Annotated in this window: 17 protein-coding genes; all 17 read right to left on the reverse strand. The window is 68.0% G+C overall.

Going from position 1 to position 20,313, the window contains the following annotated elements:
• Positions 1–155: 155 nt before the first annotated feature.
• Positions 156–1,028 carry a guanylate kinase gene (gmk, locus tag ACIQ0W_RS02940; RefSeq protein ID WP_396641435.1) on the reverse strand — a complete coding sequence of 291 codons (873 nt, stop codon included), beginning with the start codon at positions 1,026–1,028 and terminating at the stop codon, positions 156–158.
• 88 nt (positions 1,029–1,116) lie between these two features.
• Positions 1,117–1,998, reverse strand: a complete 882-nt coding sequence (pyrF, locus tag ACIQ0W_RS02945) for an orotidine-5'-phosphate decarboxylase (RefSeq protein WP_396641366.1) — start codon at positions 1,996–1,998, stop codon at positions 1,117–1,119.
• Positions 1,995–5,300: a carbamoyl-phosphate synthase large subunit gene (gene carB / locus ACIQ0W_RS02950; protein WP_396641367.1), complete on the reverse strand. Its 3,306-nt coding sequence runs from the start codon at positions 5,298–5,300 to the stop codon at positions 1,995–1,997. The genes pyrF and carB overlap by 4 nt, the downstream gene beginning before the upstream one ends.
• On the reverse strand, positions 5,300–6,475 hold the full coding sequence (gene carA, locus ACIQ0W_RS02955; protein WP_396641368.1) for a glutamine-hydrolyzing carbamoyl-phosphate synthase small subunit: 1,176 nt from the start codon (positions 6,473–6,475) through the stop codon (positions 5,300–5,302). Before carA ends, carB begins: the two co-directional genes overlap by 1 nt.
• On the reverse strand, positions 6,472–7,017 hold the full coding sequence (locus tag ACIQ0W_RS02960; RefSeq protein WP_396641369.1) for a hypothetical protein: 546 nt from the start codon (positions 7,015–7,017) through the stop codon (positions 6,472–6,474). The genes carA and ACIQ0W_RS02960 overlap by 4 nt, the downstream gene beginning before the upstream one ends.
• Positions 7,014–8,330, reverse strand: a complete 1,317-nt coding sequence (locus ACIQ0W_RS02965; protein WP_396641370.1) for a dihydroorotase — start codon at positions 8,328–8,330, stop codon at positions 7,014–7,016. Before ACIQ0W_RS02965 ends, ACIQ0W_RS02960 begins: the two co-directional genes overlap by 4 nt.
• Positions 8,327–9,349 (reverse strand): aspartate carbamoyltransferase catalytic subunit, encoded by a 1,023-nt coding sequence (locus ACIQ0W_RS02970; protein ID WP_396641371.1) that lies wholly within the window; start codon positions 9,347–9,349, stop codon positions 8,327–8,329. Before ACIQ0W_RS02970 ends, ACIQ0W_RS02965 begins: the two co-directional genes overlap by 4 nt.
• Complete coding sequence (gene pyrR / locus ACIQ0W_RS02975; protein ID WP_036296290.1) at positions 9,346–9,876, reverse strand: bifunctional pyr operon transcriptional regulator/uracil phosphoribosyltransferase PyrR; 531 nt, start codon at positions 9,874–9,876, stop codon at positions 9,346–9,348. Before pyrR ends, ACIQ0W_RS02970 begins: the two co-directional genes overlap by 4 nt.
• A 362-nt stretch (positions 9,877–10,238) precedes the next feature.
• Positions 10,239–11,825, reverse strand: coding sequence for a Rieske 2Fe-2S domain-containing protein (locus tag ACIQ0W_RS02980; protein WP_396641372.1), 1,587 nt, complete (start codon positions 11,823–11,825; stop codon positions 10,239–10,241).
• Positions 11,826–11,928: 103 nt separating this feature from the next.
• Complete coding sequence (locus ACIQ0W_RS02985; protein WP_396641373.1) at positions 11,929–14,874, reverse strand: DEAD/DEAH box helicase; 2,946 nt, start codon at positions 14,872–14,874, stop codon at positions 11,929–11,931.
• A gap of 87 nt (positions 14,875–14,961) precedes the next feature.
• Positions 14,962–15,372, reverse strand: a complete 411-nt coding sequence (nusB, locus tag ACIQ0W_RS02990; RefSeq protein ID WP_036296297.1) for a transcription antitermination factor NusB — start codon at positions 15,370–15,372, stop codon at positions 14,962–14,964.
• A 4-nt stretch (positions 15,373–15,376) separates the two neighbouring features.
• Positions 15,377–15,937 (reverse strand): elongation factor P, encoded by a 561-nt coding sequence (efp, locus tag ACIQ0W_RS02995; RefSeq protein WP_036296299.1) that lies wholly within the window; start codon positions 15,935–15,937, stop codon positions 15,377–15,379.
• A 114-nt stretch (positions 15,938–16,051) separates the two neighbouring features.
• On the reverse strand, positions 16,052–16,510 hold the full coding sequence (aroQ, locus tag ACIQ0W_RS03000; protein ID WP_396641374.1) for a type II 3-dehydroquinate dehydratase: 459 nt from the start codon (positions 16,508–16,510) through the stop codon (positions 16,052–16,054).
• Positions 16,511–16,646: 136 nt separating this feature from the next.
• A complete protein-coding gene (gene aroB / locus ACIQ0W_RS03005; protein WP_396641375.1) occupies positions 16,647–17,732 on the reverse strand; it encodes a 3-dehydroquinate synthase in 1,086 nt (361 codons plus the stop codon).
• Complete coding sequence (locus tag ACIQ0W_RS03010; protein ID WP_396641376.1) at positions 17,729–18,247, reverse strand: shikimate kinase; 519 nt, start codon at positions 18,245–18,247, stop codon at positions 17,729–17,731. Before ACIQ0W_RS03010 ends, aroB begins: the two co-directional genes overlap by 4 nt.
• The gene (aroC, locus tag ACIQ0W_RS03015) at positions 18,231–19,460 is read right to left on the reverse strand and encodes a chorismate synthase (protein ID WP_396641377.1); all 1,230 of its coding nucleotides are present in this window, start codon (positions 19,458–19,460) and stop codon (positions 18,231–18,233) included. Before aroC ends, ACIQ0W_RS03010 begins: the two co-directional genes overlap by 17 nt.
• A gap of 4 nt (positions 19,461–19,464) precedes the next feature.
• Positions 19,465–20,313 carry a shikimate dehydrogenase family protein gene (locus tag ACIQ0W_RS03020; RefSeq protein ID WP_396641378.1) on the reverse strand — a complete coding sequence of 283 codons (849 nt, stop codon included), beginning with the start codon at positions 20,311–20,313 and terminating at the stop codon, positions 19,465–19,467.

Raw genomic sequence — 20,313 nt, forward strand, 5'->3', positions numbered from 1 at the left:
AAAGGTCACATCGGGTCGTAACTTTCCGAAATCGAACGCGGATGCGTGCTATACCGCGCCGCGGTCACTGAGCTTGTCGAAGTGACCCGTTGTGACCCGCGCCCGGGCTGCTCCCTTCGACAAGCTCAGGGAGCGTCCGTCGCCGTGACTACGGGTCAGACCTGGGCCAGGGCAGCCACCTCGGCAGCTGCCGCCGCGACGTTCTCGTTCACCACGAGGTAGTCGAACTCGGGTTGCGCCGCGAGTTCGCGCTTCGCCGTTTTCAGGCGACGCGCGCGCTCTTCGGAGTCCTCGGTGCCACGACCCACCAGACGGTTGACCAGCTCATCCCAGCTCGGGGGCAAGAGGAACACCAGCATGGCGTCGGGCATGCTCCGCCGCACCTGGCGCGCACCCTGCAGGTCGATTTCGAGCAGCACGGTGCGTCCGTCGTTCAGAGCGCGCTCGATGGGCTCACGGGGTGTGCCGTACCGGTACTGATTGTGAACGGTCGCGTGCTCGAGAAGTTCGTCGACCTCGACCATCCGGTCGAACTCCGCGTCGTCGACGAAGTAATAGTGCCGGCCGTCCTCCTCACCCGGACGGGGCGGGCGCGTGGTCGCGGAGACCGACAGAAGGATGTCGGGGTGGTGTGCCGCGATGTGCGCGGCGACCGTCCCCTTGCCGACGGCGGTGGGGCCGGCCAGCACGATGAGTCGGCTGCGCCCGGGACGCGGAACGGGCTCGGGCAACCGCTCGTCGAGGAAGGCGCTGAGGTCCTTGCGCTGACGGGTACCCAGCCCTCCGAGGCGCTTGACCGGCGAAATGCTCAGCTGCGCCAGGATGCGATCGCGCTTCCCTTCACCGATCGCGGGGATCGACGTCAGGAAGTCGGGTGCCCGCATCGCCGCAGCGGCGGACTCGGGAGCAGCCCATGCCCGTCGAAGCAGTTCTTGCGGTGTGATGACGCGTGTCGTGACATCGCGCTTCAGTGCCGCGCGTTCCCGTCGTGCTGCGATGGCGCGTCGGGATGCGGCGGCGCGATCCACCTCGGGCGGGGTGCCGCCGCGTCGGTCATCGCCGCGTCGGTCATCGCCGCGTCGGTCATCCGTGCGTCGCTCGTCCCCTGCCGGCGCGTCAGTCACCGATGATCTCCTCCGTGCGTCGTCTGTCATCCATCGCCCGCGCCAAATCGGTGCGATCCGGTCCCGCAGCAAGGATGCTGCGGGACTCGGCCACGATCACCGCGGGCGCGAGGCGTCCGAAGATCGTCTCACGATCCTCCGACCGCGCGCCCTGGTGGCCGAAGCCGGGTGCGAGGATCGGCGCGACCGGCTCCAGGTCAACGGGAACTCCCCGTTCGGTGAGGTTCACGGTCGCGCCGATCACCAGACCGATACTCCCCCACGATCCGCGAGGCGTCGTGGCGGCGTTGAAGGCCGCCACCTCTGACGCGATTTCACCCGCGACGGTCCGGGATGTCACGGTAGCGCCATCGGCATCCGGGAGCATCCGAGCGCTCTGCAGACCGGCCGCTTCGGGGTTGCTCGTCGCCCCGAGCACGAACGCGCCCTTGCCGTGCGAGACGGCGTAGCGAAGCGTGTTCTCGAGCGCACCGACACCCAGGTACGGGCTGAGAGTCACGGCGTCGGCCTCGAGCGGTGAGCCGGGCGTCAGCCAGGCGCGCGCATAAGCGTCCATCGTCGATCCGATGTCGCCGCGCTTCGCGTCCGCGATCACGAGCAGACCCGCCGCCCGGGCGGCCGCAAGCACCTCCTCGAGCGCCGCGAAACCGGCCGAGCCGAACCGCTCGAAGAACGACACCTGGGGCTTGACGATGCCGCAGTGCCCGTCGGCGGCTTCGACGACGCGCAGCCCGAACGTCCGCACGCCGTCGGCCGAGACATCCAGTCCCCAATCCGCGAGCAACTGCTCGTGCGGATCGATGCCGACGCACAGGCGTCCGCGCTCGCCGAAGGCCGCGCGCACGCGATCGCCGAACGTCGGGCCTGCGTTCACCCGCGTGCCGCCCGGTCCGCCGCGTACTCCTGCAGGCTCTTGACGTCGAAGCCCTGACGCACGGCGTCCATGGCGCTCACCGCGGCACCGAGAACGGCGATCGTCGTGAAGAGTGCCTTGTCGGCGGCGACGGCCGCAGCGCGGATCTCGTAGCCGTCGGCACGCGCAGAACGCCCACTCGGCGTGTTCACGATGATGTCGATTTCGCCGTCGTTGATCAGGTCGACGATGTTCCGCGCGCCGGAGGTCTGCGTCTCGCTGTACTTGTTCACGATGCGGACGTTGATGCCGTTGCGGGCCAGGATCTCGGCCGTGCCCTCGGTCGCGACGAGCGAGAAGCCGAGCTCCTGCAGCCGGTGAGCGGGCAGGATGACCGCGCGCTTGTCGGAATCGGCGACCGAGATGAAGACCGTGCCCGACAGCGGCATGCCGCCGTACGCGGCCGCCTGGCTCTTGGCGAACGCGGTCGGGAAGTCCTTGTCGATGCCCATGACCTCACCGGTCGAGCGCATCTCGGGCCCGAGCACGGAATCGACCGTCTGCCCGTCCTTCGTGCGGAACCGCTTGAAGGGAAGCACGGCCTCCTTGACCGAGACCGGAGAGTCGAGCGGCACGCGCGAACCGTCGGACGCCGGCAGCAGACCTTCCGTCTTCAGCTCGTCGATCGTCGAGCCGGACATGATCCGCGCCGCCGCCTTCGCGAGCGGGATACCGAGCGCCTTGGACACGAAGGGAACCGTGCGGCTCGCGCGGGGGTTCGCCTCGATGACGTACAGGATGCCCGCGCTGATCGCGAACTGGACGTTCAGCAGACCCCGCACGCCGACGCCCTCGGCGATCGCGAGCGTCGCCGTGCGCACCCGGTCGATCTCCGAACGACCGAGTGAGATCGGCGGGAGCGTGCACGCCGAGTCGCCCGAGTGGATACCGGCCTCTTCGATGTGCTCCATGACGCCGCCGATGTACAACTCGGTGCCGTCGTACAGCGCGTCGACGTCGATCTCGACCGCGTCGTCCAGGAAGCGGTCGACCAGCAGCGGCATTCCGGGGCCGATGATGACCTCACCCGCGGTCCGCACGAAATAGTCGTACAGGCTCGGGGTGTCATAGACGATCTCCATGCCCCGCCCACCGAGCACGAAGCTCGGACGGACGAGAACGGGATATCCGATGTCCTCCGCGACCGCGACAGCACCCTCGGCGTCCGTCGCCGTGCCGTGGCGGGGCGCCACGAGGCCCGCGGTGTCGAGGATCTCGCTGAACAGCTGGCGCTCTTCGGCCAGGTCGATGGCCGCGGGGCTCGTGCCGAGGATGCGGTATCCCGCCTCTTCTATGCCCTTCGCCAGTCCGAGCGGCGTCTGACCACCGAGCTGGCACACAACGCCGAAGATCTCACCGGACGCGGCTTCGGCATGCAGAACCTCGAGCACGTCCTCGAGCGTGAGCGGCTCGAAGTAGAGGCGGTCCGAGGTGTCGTAGTCGGTCGAAACCGTCTCCGGGTTGCAGTTGACCATGATCGTCTCGTAGCCCGCATCCGACAGCGCGAACGACGCGTGCACACAGGAATAGTCGAACTCGACACCCTGACCGATGCGATTGGGGCCCGATCCGATGATCACGATCTTCTGGCGATCGGACGGCGTGACCTCGGTCTCGAAGTCGTAGCTGGAGTAGTGGTACGGCGTGAGCGCGGGGAACTCGCCCGCGCAGGTGTCGACCGTCTTGTAGACCGGGCGGATCGAGAGGGCGTGACGGATGCCCCGGACCTCGACCTCCGGAATACCCCGCAACTGCCCGAGCTGGATGTCCGAGAAGCCGTGGTCCTTCGCGAGCAGAAGCGTCTCCGCGTCCAGTTCCGGTGCGTCGCGGACGAAATCGGCGACCTCGTTGATGAGCACGATCTGGTCGAGGAACCACGGGTCGATGCCCGTCGCCTCGAACATCTCGGGAACTGTCGCGCCGGCCCGCAGCGCCTGCTGCACGACGACGATCCGGCCATCCGTGGGCGTCTTCGACACCTCGACCAGTTCGTCCTTTGTCCGCGCGGTCCCTGAGCCTGTCGAAGGGTCGCCCCAATGGAAGCTGGACCCGCGCTTCTCGAGCGAACGCAGCGCCTTCTGCAGGGCTGTCGAGTAGTTGCGTCCGATCGCCATCGCCTCGCCGACGGACTTCATGGTGGTCGTCAGCGTGGTGTCGGCGGCCGGGAACTTCTCGAAGTTGAACCGCGGCACCTTCACCACGACATAATCGAGCGTCGGCTCGAAGCTCGCCGGCGTGACCTTGGTGATGTCGTTCGGGATCTCGTCCAGCCGGTAGCCGAGCGCGAGCTTCGCGGCGATCTTCGCGATGGGGAACCCCGTCGCCTTCGACGCCAGCGCCGACGAGCGCGAGACACGCGGGTTCATCTCGATGACGATGATCCGGCCGTTGGACGGATCGACCGCGAACTGGATGTTGCAGCCGCCCGTGTCGACTCCCACGGCGCGAATGATGTCGATGCCGATGTCGCGCATCTTCTGGTACTCGCGGTCGGTCAGCGTGAGTGCCGGCGCGACCGTGATCGAGTCGCCCGTGTGCACGCCGACCGGGTCGACGTTCTCGATCGAGCAGACGACGACCGTGTTGTCGGCGGTGTCACGCATGAGCTCGAGCTCGTATTCCTTCCACCCGAGGATCGACTCCTCGAGCAGCACCTCGGTCGTCGGCGAGTCGCGGAGGCCGGCGCCGGCGATACGACGCAGGTCGCGCTCGTCGTAGGCGAAACCTGAACCGAGTCCGCCCATCGTGAAGCTCGGCCGCACGACCAGCGGGTATCCGAGCTCCGCTGCGCCCGCGAGCACCTCGTCCATGGTGTGGCAGATGCGGCTGTCGGCGACATCGGCGCCGGAGTCCAACACCAGCTGCTTGAAGATCTGGCGATCCTCGCCCTTGTTGATCGCCTCGAGATTCGCACCGATCAACTCGACGTCGTACTTATCGAGGATGCCGTGCTTGTCGAGCTCGATCGCGGCGTTCAGGGCCGTCTGTCCACCAAGTGTGGGCAGGATCGCATCCGGCCGTTCCTTCGCGATGATCGTCTCGATGACCTGCCAGGTGATCGGTTCGATGTAGGTCGCGTCGGCGAAGTCGGGATCGGTCATGATCGTCGCGGGGTTGGAGTTGACGAGGATGACGCGGACGCCCTCCTCGCGCAGCACGCGGCAGGCTTGGGTGCCCGAGTAGTCGAATTCGCAGGCCTGGCCGATCACGATCGGGCCGGACCCGATGACCAGGACGCTCTTGATGTCGTCGCGCTTAGGCATCAGTTGTTGTCCTCAATTTCCGGTCCCTGAGCTTGTCGAAGGGCCGCGAGCACCATGTCGCGGAACCTGTCGAAGAGGTAGTTGGAGTCATGCGGGCCCGCGGCAGCCTCGGGGTGGTACTGCACGCTGAAGGCAGGGATGTCGAGGGCACGCAGGCCCTCGACCACCTGATCGTTCAGCCCGATGTGGCTGACCTCGACACGCCCGTACCCCTGAGGGCTGTCGAAGACGCTGTCGACCGGCGCCTCGACCGCGAAGCCGTGGTTCTGCGAGGTGATCTCGACGCGGCCCGTTGACTTGTCGAGCACCGGCTGGTTGATGCCGCGGTGGCCGAACGGCAGCTTGTACGTGCCGAGTCCGAGGGCCCGCCCGAGCAGTTGGTTGCCGAAACAGATTCCAAAGAACGGCGTGCGGTCATCGAGCACGGCGCGGAGCAGCTCGACGTGCTGATCTGATGCTGCGGGGTCGCCGGGGCCGTTGGAGTAGAACACCGCGACCGGGTCGAGGGCGCGGAGCTCCTCGATCGTGACGTGCTGGGGCAGCACGTGGACGTCGAATCCGCGGGCGGCGAGGTTGTGGATCGTCGCGCTCTTGACACCGAGGTCGAGCACCGCGAGGTTTCCGATGCGCTCCGCTGTGGCGGGGTAGACCTCGACGGCCGTCACCGAAACCTCGGCGGAGAGGTTTCGACCCGACATCGCGGGAGCCTCGCGCACGATGCGCAGCTGCTCGTCGGCGTCGAGCGCCGCCTCCGCGCCAGAGAAGATCCCGCCGCGCATGCTGCCGGCGGAGCGGATGTGGCGGGTCACCGAGCGCGTGTCGATTCCGCTGATGCCGACGATGCCGTCGTTCACAAGAGCGTCGTCGAGCGACTCATCCGCTCGCCAGTTCGAGACGACACGCGAGGGGTCCCGCACGATGTAGCCCGACACCCAAATGCGGCGTGATTCGGGATCTTCGTCGTTCATGCCGGTGTTGCCGATGTGCGGCGCCGTCTGCAAGACGATCTGGCCCGCGTATGACGGGTCGGTGAGCGTCTCCTGGTAACCGGTCATGCCGGTCGCGAAGACGACTTCGCCGAGGGTCGTGCCGCGGGCGCCGTAGGCCCGACCGGCGTGGCGGGTGCCGTCTTCGAGGACGAGGACAGCGGGGTCTTTCGTGAGGTGCGAGATCATTCGGCTTTCCCTGTCGGGGTGGGCTGGAGAAGGATGCGGGTGACGGCGGCGAGCAACTCACCGGAGGTGTTGCCGGGCGCGTCACCCGTCATTCGGACGTAGGAGTCGGCGATCGTGCCGGGGTCGGATTCTGAGGTGCCACCGGGCCCGACGCGCCAGGCGAGACGGACGAGCCCGTCGCGCTCGACAACCCGATCGATGGTCCAGGTCGCGCGATCGACACCGACGATGCGGGAAGCCGCGAGGAACACGGGAGCCTCCCCGGTGATCGCGAGCAGAACACCCGCCGACGAGATCTCGATCCCGACGCGTCCCCGGTATCGCAGGTGGCGGATCGCCAGGCGGTCGAGAGGCTTGTCATGCCGCGTGGTGGCGACGTAGAGGCCGGAGAAGGATGCCTCGGCGACGAATCCCTCGGGAATGTCGGTCGGCGCGACCAGACCCCGGTCGCGCCGGACGCGGCGAGTCCATCCCCAGGCGATACCGGCGATCACCAGGACGCCGAAGCCGATGATGACGGCCATTGCTGCACCGAGAGTCATGGGCGAACCTCCTGTGCCAGGTCGGCGACGAGCGATCCCTCGGCGAGTGTCGGGCGCCCGCGGTGGATGGTCCAGAGCACGCGTCCCGGCAACGGCCGCCCGAGGTACGGCGAATTCGAGCTCAGGCCTTGCAGATCGGATGCGCCGAACACATCGCGCACCTCTGGGTCGTACAGCGTGAGCTCGGCGGGCTGTCCGGCCGCCAGGGGTGTGCCGTGGCCGGCGAGCATTCCGATGCGTGCGGGGGCGTAGGACATGACCCGGGCGACGTCGGCCCAGTCGAGCAGGCCCGTCTCGACCATCGACGCGTGCACGACCCGTAGGGCGCTTTCGAGGCCCACCATGCCGTTCGCGGCGGCGGCCCACTCGCAGCTCTTGTTCTCTGCCGGGTGCGGGGCGTGATCCGTCGCGACAATGTCGATCGTGCCGTCCGCGAGTCCCTCGCGCACGGCGAGCACATCCTCTTCGCGGCGCAGGGGCGGGTTGACCTTGTAGCGGGCGTCGTAGCCGCGCACGAGTTCGTCCGTCAGCAGCAGGTGGTGCGGGGTGACCTCAGCGGTCACGTCGATGCCGCGCTTCTTCGCCCAGCGGATGATGTCGACCGACCCCGCGGTGGAGAGATGGCAGACGTGCAGACGGGAGCCGACGTGTTCGGCCAGGAGGACGTCACGCGCGATGATCGATTCCTCGGCAACGGCGGGCCACCCGGTCAGTCCGAGTTCGGCGGAGACCGAGCCCTCGTTCATCTGGGCTCCCTCGGTGAGCCGCGGATCCTGCGCGTGCTGCGCGATGACCCCGCCGAACGCCTTGACGTACTCCAGCGCGCGCCGCATGATGAGCGGGTCCCAGACGCAGAAGCCGTCGTCGCTGAAAACGCGGACGCGAGCGCGGGAGTCGGCCATGGCACCGAGCTCGGCGAGTCGCTCGCCCTTCTGCCCGACGGTGACGGCACCGATCGGCTGCACAGTCGCGTAGCCCGCTGCCTCGCCGAGCGCGAGTTCCTGCTCGACGACGCCGGCAGTGTCGGCCACGGGCGACGTGTTCGGCATCGCGAATACGGCCGTGAAGCCACCCGAAGCTGCGGCACGCGTTCCCGTCAGGATCGTTTCGGATGCCTCGTATCCGGGTTCACGCAGGTGTGTATGGAGGTCGACGAGGCCCGGCAAAGCAACCAGCCCATCCGCGTCGATCCGTGTCGCGCCCGCGCGGCTCAGCCCGGTGCCGACCTCGGCGATGCGACCGTCTTCGACGATCAGGTCGACGGCGGATCCGCCCTCGATGCGGGCACCGGCGATGAGGAGAACTTCGCTCATCTCTCCTCCTCGTTTGTCACGCCGGCAGTCATGATGCCGGCTTTCGTGCCGCCGTTCGTTAGCTGCTCGTCCAGGCCGGGACGCTCGCCCGCGAGCAGCAGGTACAGCACCGCCATCCGCACGGACACACCGTTCGAGACCTGCTCGAGAACGGTCGAGCGGGGCGAATCGGCGGCGGCCGCCGAGATTTCGAGACCGCGATTCATGGGTCCGGGATGCATCACCATCGTATCGGCGGGCAGGGACGCCAGGCGCCGCGGGTCGAGACCCCAGCGCCGGGAATACTCCCGCTCAGTGGGAAAAAAAGCAGCACCCATCCGCTCGAGCTGAATGCGCAACATCATGAGCGCATCCGGCCCGGCCGCAATGGCCTCGTCGAGGTCGTACACGATGCGTGCGGGCCAGGCCGACACATCCTGCGGCACGAGCGTCGGCGGGGCGACCAACGTGACGTCTGCGCCGAGCGTCGACAGCAGCCACACGTTCGAACGGGCCACCCGCGAGTGCAGGACGTCCCCCACGATCGTGACCTTGACACCGTCCAGGTCGCGCCCGCGGCTGTCGCTGCCGAAGGTGCGCTTGCGAATCGTGAAGGCGTCGAGCAGGGCCTGGGTCGGGTGCTCGTGCGTGCCGTCGCCGGCGTTGACGACGCCCGCGGTGATCCAGCCGCTCGACGCGAGCGTGCGCGGAGCCCCGGATGCTCCGTGTCGGATGACGACCGCGTCCGCACCCATCGCCTGCAGCGTCTGGGCCGTGTCCTGCAGGCTCTCGCCCTTGGACACGCTCGAACCCTTGGCGGCGAAGTTGATGACGTCGGCACTCAGGCGCTTCGCGGCCGCCTCGAACGAGATGCGCGTGCGGGTGGAGTCCTCGAAGAAGAGGTTGACGATCGTTTTTCCGCGGAGCGTCGGCAGCTTCTTGATCTCGCGACGCTGCGTGTCCGCCATGTCCTCGGCGACGTCGAGGATCTCGAGCGCGAGCGCGCGGTCGAGGGTCTGGGTGTCGAGCAGGTGCCTCATGATCCGACCGTCACCTCTTCGATGCCGTCGGTTTCGGCCAGACGCACGTTGACGCGTTCCTCCCGCGAGCTCGGCAGGTTCTTGCCGACGAAGTCGGGCCGGATCGGTAGCTCGCGGTGGCCCCGATCGATCAGGGTCGCGAGGCGAACCGCGGCGGGCCGTCCGATGTCCTGCAGCGCGTCGAGGGCGGCCCGGATGCTGCGGCCGGAGAACAGCACGTCGTCCACCAGAACGACGGTCTTCCCGTCGATACCTCCCGCGGGGATCGACGTGGGCTGCGGGGTGCGCGTGGGATTGCGGGCGAGATCGTCGCGGTACATCGTGACGTCGAGCGCGCCGACCGGGACGGTCGTGCCGCTGAACTCCGAGACCAGGGTCCCGATGCGATGGGCGAGGGTCACACCGCGTGTGGGGATCCCCAGAAGGATCAACCCATCGGCACCCTTGTTGGACTCGAGGATCTCGTGAGAGATCCGGGTCAGGGCTCGTGCGATGTCGGCCTCGTGCAGCACGGTTCTCGTGCTCATGTGCCGCTCCCTTCTCCGCCTCACAGGACGGTGTTAAAGGTTGCTGTGCTCTTTCACCTTACCGGACTGTGACGGTCGCCGAGGCGGCGTGACGGTCGCTGAGCCTGTCGAAGCGACCCGCCGCGTCGCGCACCCTTCGACAAGCTCAGGGAGCGTCACCAGGTCCGCGGTCGATGAGCCTGTCGAAGCGACCCGCCGCGTCGCGCACCCTTCGACAAGCTCAGGGAGCGTGACCAGGTCCGCGGTCGCTGAGCCTGTCGAAGTGACCCGCCGCGTCGCGCACCCTTCGACAAGCTCAGGGAGCGTCACCAGGTCCGCGGTCGCTGAGCCTGTCGAAGCGACCCGCCGACCGGCGGGGCGGATCAGACGGTGGCGGGAGCGGATGCGGCGACGTCGATCGGATCCGTCGCGTCGGGGGTCGCGTGCGCCCGGATCGGGTGACCCTGCGACGTCAGGCATCGGCCCGACGTGAGGTCCCACTTCCAGTCGTGCAGGCTGCAGGTGAGCACGCCGTCCTCGATCTTGCCGGTCTTGGTCAGGTCGGCCCGCAGGTGCGGGCAGCGACGCTGCACGACCCAGTCACCGAGCTGGACGTCCTCGGTCTGGTCGGACTGCTCGGCGTACCAGTTCTCGACGTACTCGATGCGATCGCGAGAGAGGCACTTGAGGAACGTGGTCAAGAACTCGTTGAACTTGCCGCTGCGCCCGACCTCGAACTGCATCGACAGGAAGATCGAATTCGACCAGTCGATCTCGTGGTCACGGATATTGGTCGACACCAGGTCGGCGGGAATGGTGTACCAGTAGATGCACTCTTCGCCCGCGTACTCACGGACCTTCGCCTTCGGGAAGTCCACCACCATGTCGAGGTCTCCGATGCGGAAGCGGACGTTACCGCCGACGCCGTCGCGAATGGTGCGGGCGCGGCGCAGCAGCGGCTCCCACCAGCTCTTGATCTCGGCGAGCATCTCGTCGGGAGGGAGAACCGGGGCGCGGGATGCCTCCTCCGCGCGCACCTCGTCTTGGCGCGAATCGCGCTGCTCAGCGAGGTAGTCCCACTTCTCGCCGTACATGTGCTCGATCTCGGCCTCGCTGTAGAGGGTCTGGGTGACCTCGAGCTCGCCGTTGTTCAGGTCGACCTGTGTCCCGGGGATGAAGAGGTGCCCCTTCTGCTCCGGACGAACCTCTGCCATGTGCTCGAGGAACTGGCGCGAGTCGGTGAAGATCGAGTCGTTCTGCTCACCGACGCCGTTGTAGCGGAAGAGCTCTTCGCGCAGGAACATCGGCGGACCCGCCATGGGGAACACGTGCGGGGCGTCGACCTTTTCGATGTAGTACATGGCGCGCTTGTTCTGCGCGTCGCGCTTGAGCTGAGCGAAGTGCACCTTCGAGTCCTGGGGCAGGTCGTAGACCATCGGCCACCAGATCGCGCCGGACACCTGGGTGAAGTAGGCCTCGGGCTTGGAGAACGACAGCAGCTTGTCGAGGTCGAGCGGGTGCGAGTCGTTCTGGTTCAGGATGCTGGCGGTGCCGTCGTCGACGCTCAGCGACGAATCGCCGATGGGCCCGTCGCTCGGCGCACGAAGCGGTGTGACCATGACCTTCAGCTCGCCGAACTTCAGCGTTTCCCCGTTCGGGGTGTACACGATGTTGTCGTAGCCGAGCGCCCGCAGGTCGTTCTCGAGATCGTCGGTCGGATAGTCCGGCAACAGCACGGTGATGTCCTTGCGGACATAGCGCTCGAGCATCCGCGGGTCGAAGTGATCCCGATGCCGGTGAGAGATGTACAGGAAGTCCGCGGCGCCGAAGCGCTCCCAGTCGAGCGCTCGGTTATCGGGGAACGGGAACCACGACCCGAAGAAGCTCGGGCCGATCACCGGGTCGCAGAGGATCGAGCCCCCGAGCGTCTCGATGAACATTCCCGCGTGGCCGAGGCCCGTGATGCGCATGTCTGCCCTTCCCTCTCAACAGCCCTCGAGTCTACGCGCGGGCTCCTGGGACCCGGGTGAACAGCGCCGTGAGAAACGAGCGCCGTGAGAAAGAGGGGCCCGGTCACCCGTCCAGCAGCGAGCGGATGTCGTCTGCCGTGAGGTCCTGCGCGAACAGCGCGTCGTCGTCGATGACGGCGTCGAAGAGCCGGGCTTTGCGTCTTTGCAGGGCGAGCACCTTCTCCTCGATCGTGTCCGCCGCGATCAGCCGGTAGACGATCACGCGCCGATCCTGCCCGATGCGATGGGCCCGATCCACCGCCTGTGCTTCCGCCGCGGGGTTCCACCACGGGTCGAGCACGAATACGTAGTCCGCCTCGGTGAGGGTGAGCCCGAAACCACCGGCCTTGAGGCTGATCAGGAACGCGGGCGCATCGCCCTGCCGGAACCCCTCGATCACCTCGCTGCGGTTGCGTGTCGATCCGTCGAGATAGGCGTGTGCGATCCCCGCGGCGTCCAGGCGCTCCGCCGCGAGCCGCAGGAACGAGGTGAACTGGCTGAACACGAGTGCCCGGTGACCTTCCGCGGCGACCTCGACGAGGCGATCGAGCAGAGCATCCAGTTTGCTCGCCGGGATGTGCGCGTTCTGCGGGCTGATCAGCGCTGGCGACAGGCTCAGCATCCGCAACAGCGTGAGCGAGCGGAACACGATGAAGCGGTTCCGGTCCAGATCCTGAAGCAGCCCCATGACCTTCTGCCGTTCGCGCTGCAGGGTCAGGTCGTAGAGCTCGCGGTGCTCAGGGTCGAGTGCGACGCGCAACTCCAGTTCCTGTTTCTCGGGCAGTTCGGGTGCGACCAGCGCTTTCGTGCGGCGGAGCAGGAGCGGACGGATGCGGCGACGCAGCCGCGCGAGCCGCGCCGCGCGATACGGCCCACCTTCGGCGTTCTCCGGCACCTTGCCCTGCTCGATGGGCTTCACGTACGCCTCGGTGAAGCGCGGGGCGGAGGGGAACAAACCGGGTGCGGTCAGCGAGAGCAGCGACCACAGGTCGGGCAGCCCGTTCTCGAGCGGTGTTCCCGTCGCCGCGAACACCGCGTCCGCTCGCAGCGCGCCCACGGCACGGTGGAGCTGTGTGCGCGGATTCTTCACGAACTGCGCCTCGTCGAGGATGACGACGGACCAGTCGACACGTTCGAACTCTTCCCGGTCGAGTCGGACGAGCGCGTACGAGGTCACGACGATGTCGGCATCCGTCGTCGCCTCGGCGAGAGAGTATCCGCGCTTGGTGCTGGTTTCTTCGATCATCCGCACCCGCAACCCGGGCGTGAACCGCGCGGCCTCGGCGGTCCACGCTCCGACGACCGAGGTGGGCGCCACGACGAGCAGCGGTCGTCGCTCTCCGTGCTCGTGGATGTGCGTCGCCAGCGCCAAGAGTTGCACGGTCTTACCGAGCCCCATGTCGTCGCCGAGAATTCCGCCGAGGCGATTGCGCCAGAGGAAGGCCAACCAATCGAATCCGGCCTGCTGGTACGTCCGCAGCGTCCCCGCGAGTCCGGTCGGAGGCGGCGTGTGCGGCACCGTTTCGGTTCCCCGCAGCCCCGCCGCCAGCTCTCGCCACGCGGTGGCGGGCTCGGACTGGTCGGCGAGGTCCTCGAACTCGCTCCACAGATCGGTCTGGTGCCGGTTGATGCGGGGCGAGGTCTCCCACTCCGCCAACTCGCCCGCTTCGTCGATCAGGTCACGCAGGCGTTGGAGCGCGGGATGCGCGAGCGAGAAGTATGCCCCATCCGAGAGAAGCATCTTCTTACGACCACGCACGAGGGCGCGAAAGAGCGGACCGAACGGCACCGCGCGGCCTTCGATCGAGACGAGCACGCCGAGTTCGAACCAGTCGGGGTCGTCGGTCTCGAGCGTGCTGACGCTGATCGCCGGCTCGCCGGTCAGCTCGGTGTAGACGCGCCGGGGAGCGTTGCCCTCCACCCGAACCCGCGCGAGCGTACCCCAGCCGGGCAGGATGCGCGTGGCGAATTCCGCAGCATCCGTGTCACTCAGTCGCCCCGTGGGAGCGAACCGCGCGTCGGATGTCTCTCGCCACACGGCCTCCAGGCCGGAGCCGATGTCGGCTTCGGCCGCGGGGTCACGATCGGGGTGCGCGCCGGACTCGTAGGGCAGTCGGGTGAGACCCGGATAGGACCATTCGATCCGGTACTCCACGTCGTCGTCGCCGAAGGTCGCCGTGACGACGGCCGTCGGCTGCGGCGGTGCGGGGAGCGTGATTCCCCGCCCAGCGGTGACGCGTGCGCGCCGCACCAATCGGGGCAGGCCATCGGCGAGAAAATCTTCGCGCTCGTCCGCGGGAATCAGCAGCCCCTCGTCGTGCGCGAGGAGGGAACGGACGGCGCCGGGAAGCTTGCAGGGAGCGAGCAGGATCGGAAGGGGGTCGCGGTCGAGCGTGGCGACGTACACCCCGATATGACCGATCGGGCGGATCACCGCATCCTCGATCGGCACCCCGTCGACCGTGACGTGCGTCCGCAGACGAAGAGCCTCGCCGGCATCCGTCACGTCGATCGCGGCGGTCGCCTCGTATCCGAGGGTGACGCTCTGCTGCTCGCTCGTCGCGACGAGGGGAATGCCGGCCGCGCGTGCCGAGCGCAGGTGCGGCCAGAGCAGGCTCGATTCGATCGCGTCGAGATTCAGCCACTCCCCCGGGTCGGCGACAGGCCCGACGGTCCGCACACCGAGCAGCAGGGTCGCGAGCTCGGAGAACCACCGGGCGTGTGCGGGGTCGAAGCCGAAACCGGGTCGTCGTACGGCGTCCCACGAAACCTGGCCCTTGATCCACGCGCCCGTGCTCTCGCTCCGCATGAGCGGGCGGACACCGAGCGACAGGTCGTCGCGACGACCGATGAGCGCGCGCGGATGCACTGTCTCGACGCGGCGCGGCGCCCAGTCATCCGGCCGGTAGGGCGTTCGCTGGCGCAGCTCGACGCCGAGCGCGAGCGGGATCCCCGGGATGGCATCGGCGATCTCGATGAGACTGCGCCAGGTGGAATCCACACTGTCCATCCTCGCAGCCCCGGTCATTGAGCAAGACCCGACCGACACCGGTCATCGAGCGGGGCCCGCAGGACCGGCACGACAAGACGCTGCGCGTCAGGCAGAGCGGGATACGCGCGCGAGCACTCCGTGCACGAACGAGCCGGAGTCGTCCGTGGAGAACTCCTTCGCAAGCTCTACGGCCTCGTCGATCACGACGGCGGTAGGCACCTCGTCGTTGTGCAGCAGCTCCCACACGCCCATGCGCAGCAGTGCGCGGTCGACCGCGGGCATCCGCTCGATCTTCCAGTCCTTGCTGTGCGTCGCGATCAGCTCGTCGATCTCTTCGTGGTGATCGATCACGCCGTCGACGATCTCGCGCGCGTAGAGCCAGGATGCCTCGCGGGCGGGCTCGCTCGCGGCCCGCTGAGCTTCTGCCGCCAGGATCACACCGGGTTCGTCACCGCGTACATCCGCCTGAAAGAGGATGTCGAGGGCGCGCTTGCGCGCCTTGGTCCGAGCGCTCACCCGGTCAGCTCACGCGGCCGAGATAGTCACCCGTGCGGGTGTCGACCTTGACCTTGGTGCCGGTCTCGAGGAACAACGGCACCTGGATCTCGTAGCCGGTCTCGACCGTCGCCGACTTGGTGCCGGCCGACGACCGGTCGCCCTGCAGGCCGGGCTCTGTGTACGTGATCTCGAGGATCACGGATGCCGGGAGCTCGACGTACAGCGGGTTGCCGTTGTTGAGCGCGATCTGCACCTGCTGGTTCTCGAGCAGGAAGTTCTTCGCGTCGCCGACGGTCGCAGCCGCAACCGTGAGCTGGTCGTAGTCGGCCGTGTCCATGAAGACGAAGTTGTCGCCGTCGTTGTACAGGTACGTGAAGTCGCGGCGGTCGACGTTCTCGATCTCGATCTTCGCGCCGGCGTTGTACGTGCGGTCGACGGTCTTGCCCGAGACGACGTTCTTCAGCTTGGTGCGCACGAAAGCGCCACCCTTGCCGGGCTTGACGTGCTGGAACTCGATGACGTTCCACAGCTGTCCGTCGATGCTGAGGACGACGCCGTTCTTGATGTCTGCGGTGGATGCCATGTTCGAAGAGTTCCGTTCGTGTGTGGGGCGCGGCTCGTGCTCGCGAAGCGAAGAATGAGCGGTCGCTGAGCCTGTCGAAGCGAGCCGACGTTCGATTCTACGGGATGACTCCGCTCAGCCGTCCGCCGCACCCGTGATCACGGGGATCAGCAGACGAACGGCCTTCGCGTATCCCTCGACGCCTTCGCCGACCACATGGACCTCGGCGACGTCGTGGACGTATGAGTGGTGGCGGAATTCCTCGCGCTCGTACACGTTCGAGATGTGCACCTCGGCAACCGGCAGCGCGACACCGGACAGCGCGTCCCGCAGCACCACCGACGTGTGCGTGAGCCCGCCGGGGTTGATCACGATGCCGGCGCAGTCCGCGCGGGCCGCATGGATCGCGTCGATCAACACGCCCTCGTGGTTGCTTTGGACGGCGCGGACCTCGAGCCCGTGCGCCGCGGCGGCATCCGAGGTGATCCGCTCGACATCCGCGAGCGTCGAACTGCCGTAGATCTCCGGCTCGCGCGTGCCGAGAAGGTTCAGATTCGGGCCGTTGACGAGCAGGATGCGGCGGGGCACGGTCATGCTCACCAAACTAGCGCCCCACGCTCCCTGAGCCTGCTCACGCTGCCTGACCCACCTCACGCTCCCTGAGCCTGTCGAAGGGAGCACCGGAACCTTCCCACCACGGATCGCTTCTACAGGCTCAGCGACCGAGAGCTCAACCGCCCGCGACCTCTTGATAGGCGGCGAACAGGAGCGAGTCATCCGGCGCCTGCAACACCGTCGGGCGCGCGATGTCGTCCAGGACGATGAAACGGAGCAGACCGCCGCGGCTCTTCTTGTCGCGCTGCATCGACGCAAGCAGGGTCGGCCACGCCCCCGCCCGGTAGGTCGTGGGAAGCCCGAGGAGTTTCAGGATGTCGCGGTGACGGGAGGCCGCCGCATCCGGCAGCCGCCCCGCCAGGCGTGACAACTCCGCCGCGAACACCATGCCGACCGAGATGGCGGCGCCGTGCCGCCAGCGATAGCGCTCGGCGTGCTCGATCGCGTGGCCGAGAGTGTGCCCGTAGTTGAGGACTTCGCGCAGGCCCGACTCGTGGAAGTCCTCGCTCACGACACGGGCCTTCATCCCGATCGCGAGTTCCACGCATTCGCGGAAGACGGGGCTCGTGACATCCGTCGCCGCGGCGGGGTCTGCCTCGATCGCGTCGAGGATCTGCGGGTGCCAGATGAAGCCGGCCTTGACGACTTCGGCGAATCCGGCGACCGCCTCGTTCTTCGGGAGCGATTCGAGCAGGTCCAGGTCGCAGATCACCGCACGCGGGGCCCAGAACGCCCCGACGAGGTTCTTGCCCTCGGCCGTGTTGATGCCGGTCTTACCGCCGACCGCCGCGTCGACCATCCCGAGCACGGTCGTCGGCACCTGTACCAGGTCGACGCCGCGCAGCCAGGTGGCCGCGACGAAGCCGGCCAGGTCGGTGACGGCCCCGCCGCCGAAGCCGATGACCGCGTCGGTGCGCGTGAAGTCGGCCTGGCCCATGATCTGCCAGCAGAACGCGGCGACCTCGACGCGCTTGCCTTGCTCGGCATCCGGGATCTCGGCGAGCAGGACTTCCCGCCCGCCCTCGTCCATCAGACGCTGACGCAGCTCGGCCGCGCGCGCTCCCAACGTCGGCGGGTGCACGATCAGCACCTTGCGCACGGTCTGCGCGAGAGCCGCGCCCACACGATCGAGGATGCCTCGGCCCACGGTGATGTCGTAGCCGGGCTCACCCGTGACGGTGATGGTGGTGACGTCGTTCATTCGTCTGCTTTCAGCCAGTCCAGGACGGCCGTCGCGACACGCGTGATCGGCCCGGAGGATGTGTCAAAGGTCACATCGGCGACCTCTTCGTAGAGGGGGCGGCGCTCAGCGTAGATGCGTTGCCACGCGCCGACCGGATCGTCGCCCGCGACGAGCGGCCGATTGGCGTCCCGGATGCGCGAGGCAACGGTTTCAGGCGAGACCGTCAGGTAGATCACGCGGTGCGCCGCGAGCGCAGAACGCGTCGCGGGATCCAGCACGGCTCCCCCGCCGAGGGAGACGACGGAACCGGTGGTCAAGGCATCCGCGACAGCATCGCGCTCGAGCGTGCGGAAGTGCGGCTCCCCATGCTGCGCGAAGATCTGGGGTATCGGGCCATTGTCACGAACGATCACGCGGTCGGTGTCGACGAACGGAAGATGCAGCGCACGGGCGACCCGGCGACCGATGCTCGTCTTACCCGCACCCATCGGACCGATGAAGACGATGGCCCGGGCGTCAGCCGAAGAGTTCATGCTCGACGAGTGCCGCCTCGGACGCGGGCGTCGTGCGCAGGGTCTCGGGAATCGCCGCGAGGTAGCTGTCGAGGTTTCGGCGCGTCTCGCCGACGCTGTCGCCGCCGAACTTCTCGAGCACGGCGTCGGCCAGCACGATGGCGACCATGGCCTCGGCCACGACCCCGGCGGCCGGTACGGCGCAGACATCCGACCGCTGGTGGTGAGCGGATGCCGTGTCGCCCGTGGCGACGTCGACCGTGCGAAGCGCGTGGGGCACGGTCGCGATGGGCTTCATGCCTGCGCTGACGCGCAGCACCGTGCCGGTGGACATGCCACCCTCGGTTCCGCCCGCACGATCGGTCGAGCGCGAAATGCCGTCAGCCGTGGCGAACAACTCGTCGTGGGCGGCCGAGCCGCGGCGCGTCGTGGTGAGGAAGCCGTCGCCGACCTCCACCCCCTTGATCGCCTGGATGCTCATGAGTGCCTGTGCGAGCTTGCCGTCGAGCCGCCGGTCCCAGTGCACGTGAGACCCGAGTCCCGGCGGCAGACCGTAGGCGAGGACCTCGACGATCCCGCCCAGTGTGTCGCCGTCCTTTCGGGCTGCATCCACCTCGGCGACCATGCGCGTCGAGGTCTCGGCGTCGAAGCAGCGCAGGTCGTCGGCGTCCAGCGCGTCCACGTCGTCCGGCGTCGGCAGCGCGGCGCCATCCGGGACATGCACGGTACCGATCGAGAGCGTGTGGCTGACCAGACGGATGCCGAGCTCGGCCAGAAACGCGCGCGCGACCGCGCCGAGGGCGACGCGGGCTGCCGTCTCACGGGCACTTGCGCGCTCGAGGATCGGACGCGCCTCGTCGAAGTCGTACTTCTGCATGCCGACGAGATCGGCGTGACCGGGGCGCGGACGTGTGAGGGCCGCGCTTCGTCCACGAGACTTCTCGGTCAACTCGACCGGTTCGGCGTTCATGACCTCGACCCACTTGGGCCATTCGGTGTTGCCGACGCGTAGCGCGATCGGGCTGCCCAGGCTCAGACCGTGGCGAACACCGGCCGAGATCGTGAGCTCGTCCTGCTCGAACTTCATGCGCGAGCCGCGGCCGTAGCCGAGCTTGCGGCGTTGCAGGTCGGCCTGGATCGCATCTGACGAGATGGGCACGCCGGAGGGCAGACCCTCCATGATGGCGATCAGTTCGGGGCCGTGCGATTCGCCGGCGGTGAGGACGCGGAGCATCCTCCTAGTCTCCCATGAGCGCGGAGCGCATCGCGGCGAACACCGCGTGCTCGTCCGTCAGCGGCGCATCGACGTCGCCCGACACGAAGAAGCGCACCTGCAACAGCGCCTGGTGGAGCAGCATCGGGAGTCCCGACATCACACGCGCCTCTCGTGCCGACCACACGTCGGCCAGGGCCGACGGCCACGGGCTGTAGGCCACATCGAGAAGCGAGCCACCCGCGTCCGCCACCGACGCCACGAGGTCGGGCGGGAGCACCGTGCCGCCCGGCAGTGTGCTGATCGTGACGTCTGCCGCCGCGTGCGGGGTCGTGCCGAGGGGGTACGGATGCACATCGACGCCGATGCGGTCGCCGAGATCGACGAGCGGAGCAGTCGACACGAGCCGACGGGCGCACACGTCCACGCGTCGCGTGCCGAGTTCTCCCAGTGCGACGATCGCGGAAGATGCCGTGGCCCCGGCACCGATCAGGCGTGCGACATCCGGCGATGAGACGCCGAGTTCACGCAGAGCGCCCACGAGTCCCCCGACGTCCGTGTTGACGCCGTGCGGGTCGGCATCGGGACTCAGGCGGAGCGTGTTCACGGCGCCGGTGAGTTCGGCGCGACGATCGCGACGAGACGCGGCTGCGAAGGCGCGTTCCTTGAGAGGCATCGTGAGCGACAGGCCTCGCCATTCCGCGCCGAGGCCCGCCAGTGCGGCGTCGAAGCCCTCCGCATCGACCTCGCGCCGGGTGTAACTCCAGGGCAGATCGAGCACGCCGTACGCGGCGGCATGCAGCTCGGGCGAGCGGCTGTGCGCGACGGGACTGCCCCACACGGCGAGAGCCGTGGGGCCCGAGACATCCGTCAC

The sequence above is a fragment of the Microbacterium sp. genome (genome assembly GCF_044340635.1).
In the GTDB taxonomy this organism is placed as follows: domain Bacteria; phylum Actinomycetota; class Actinomycetes; order Actinomycetales; family Microbacteriaceae; genus Microbacterium.

Bases quoted from the DNA above. Each gene is read 5' to 3' on its own strand.
- carB (WP_396641367.1), bottom strand. From the start codon at position 5,300: ATGCCTAAGCGCGACGACATCAAGAGCGTCCTGGTCATCGGGTCCGGC.
- carA (WP_396641368.1), bottom strand. From the start codon at position 6,475: ATGATCTCGCACCTCACGAAAGACCCCGCTGTCCTCGTCCTCGAAGAC.
- ACIQ0W_RS02960 (WP_396641369.1), bottom strand. From the start codon at position 7,017: ATGACTCTCGGTGCAGCAATGGCCGTCATCATCGGCTTCGGCGTCCTG.
- ACIQ0W_RS02965 (WP_396641370.1), bottom strand. From the start codon at position 8,330: ATGAGCGAAGTTCTCCTCATCGCCGGTGCCCGCATCGAGGGCGGATCC.
- ACIQ0W_RS02970 (WP_396641371.1), bottom strand. From the start codon at position 9,349: ATGAGGCACCTGCTCGACACCCAGACCCTCGACCGCGCGCTCGCGCTC.
- pyrR (WP_036296290.1), bottom strand. From the start codon at position 9,876: ATGAGCACGAGAACCGTGCTGCACGAGGCCGACATCGCACGAGCCCTG.
- ACIQ0W_RS02980 (WP_396641372.1), bottom strand. From the start codon at position 11,825: ATGCGCATCACGGGCCTCGGCCACGCGGGAATGTTCATCGAGACGCTC.
- ACIQ0W_RS02985 (WP_396641373.1), bottom strand. From the start codon at position 14,874: ATGGACAGTGTGGATTCCACCTGGCGCAGTCTCATCGAGATCGCCGAT.
- efp (WP_036296299.1), bottom strand. From the start codon at position 15,937: ATGGCATCCACCGCAGACATCAAGAACGGCGTCGTCCTCAGCATCGAC.
- aroQ (WP_396641374.1), bottom strand. From the start codon at position 16,510: ATGACCGTGCCCCGCCGCATCCTGCTCGTCAACGGCCCGAATCTGAAC.
- aroB (WP_396641375.1), bottom strand. From the start codon at position 17,732: ATGAACGACGTCACCACCATCACCGTCACGGGTGAGCCCGGCTACGAC.
- ACIQ0W_RS03010 (WP_396641376.1), bottom strand. From the start codon at position 18,247: ATGAACTCTTCGGCTGACGCCCGGGCCATCGTCTTCATCGGTCCGATG.
- aroC (WP_396641377.1), bottom strand. From the start codon at position 19,460: ATGCTCCGCGTCCTCACCGCCGGCGAATCGCACGGCCCCGAACTGATC.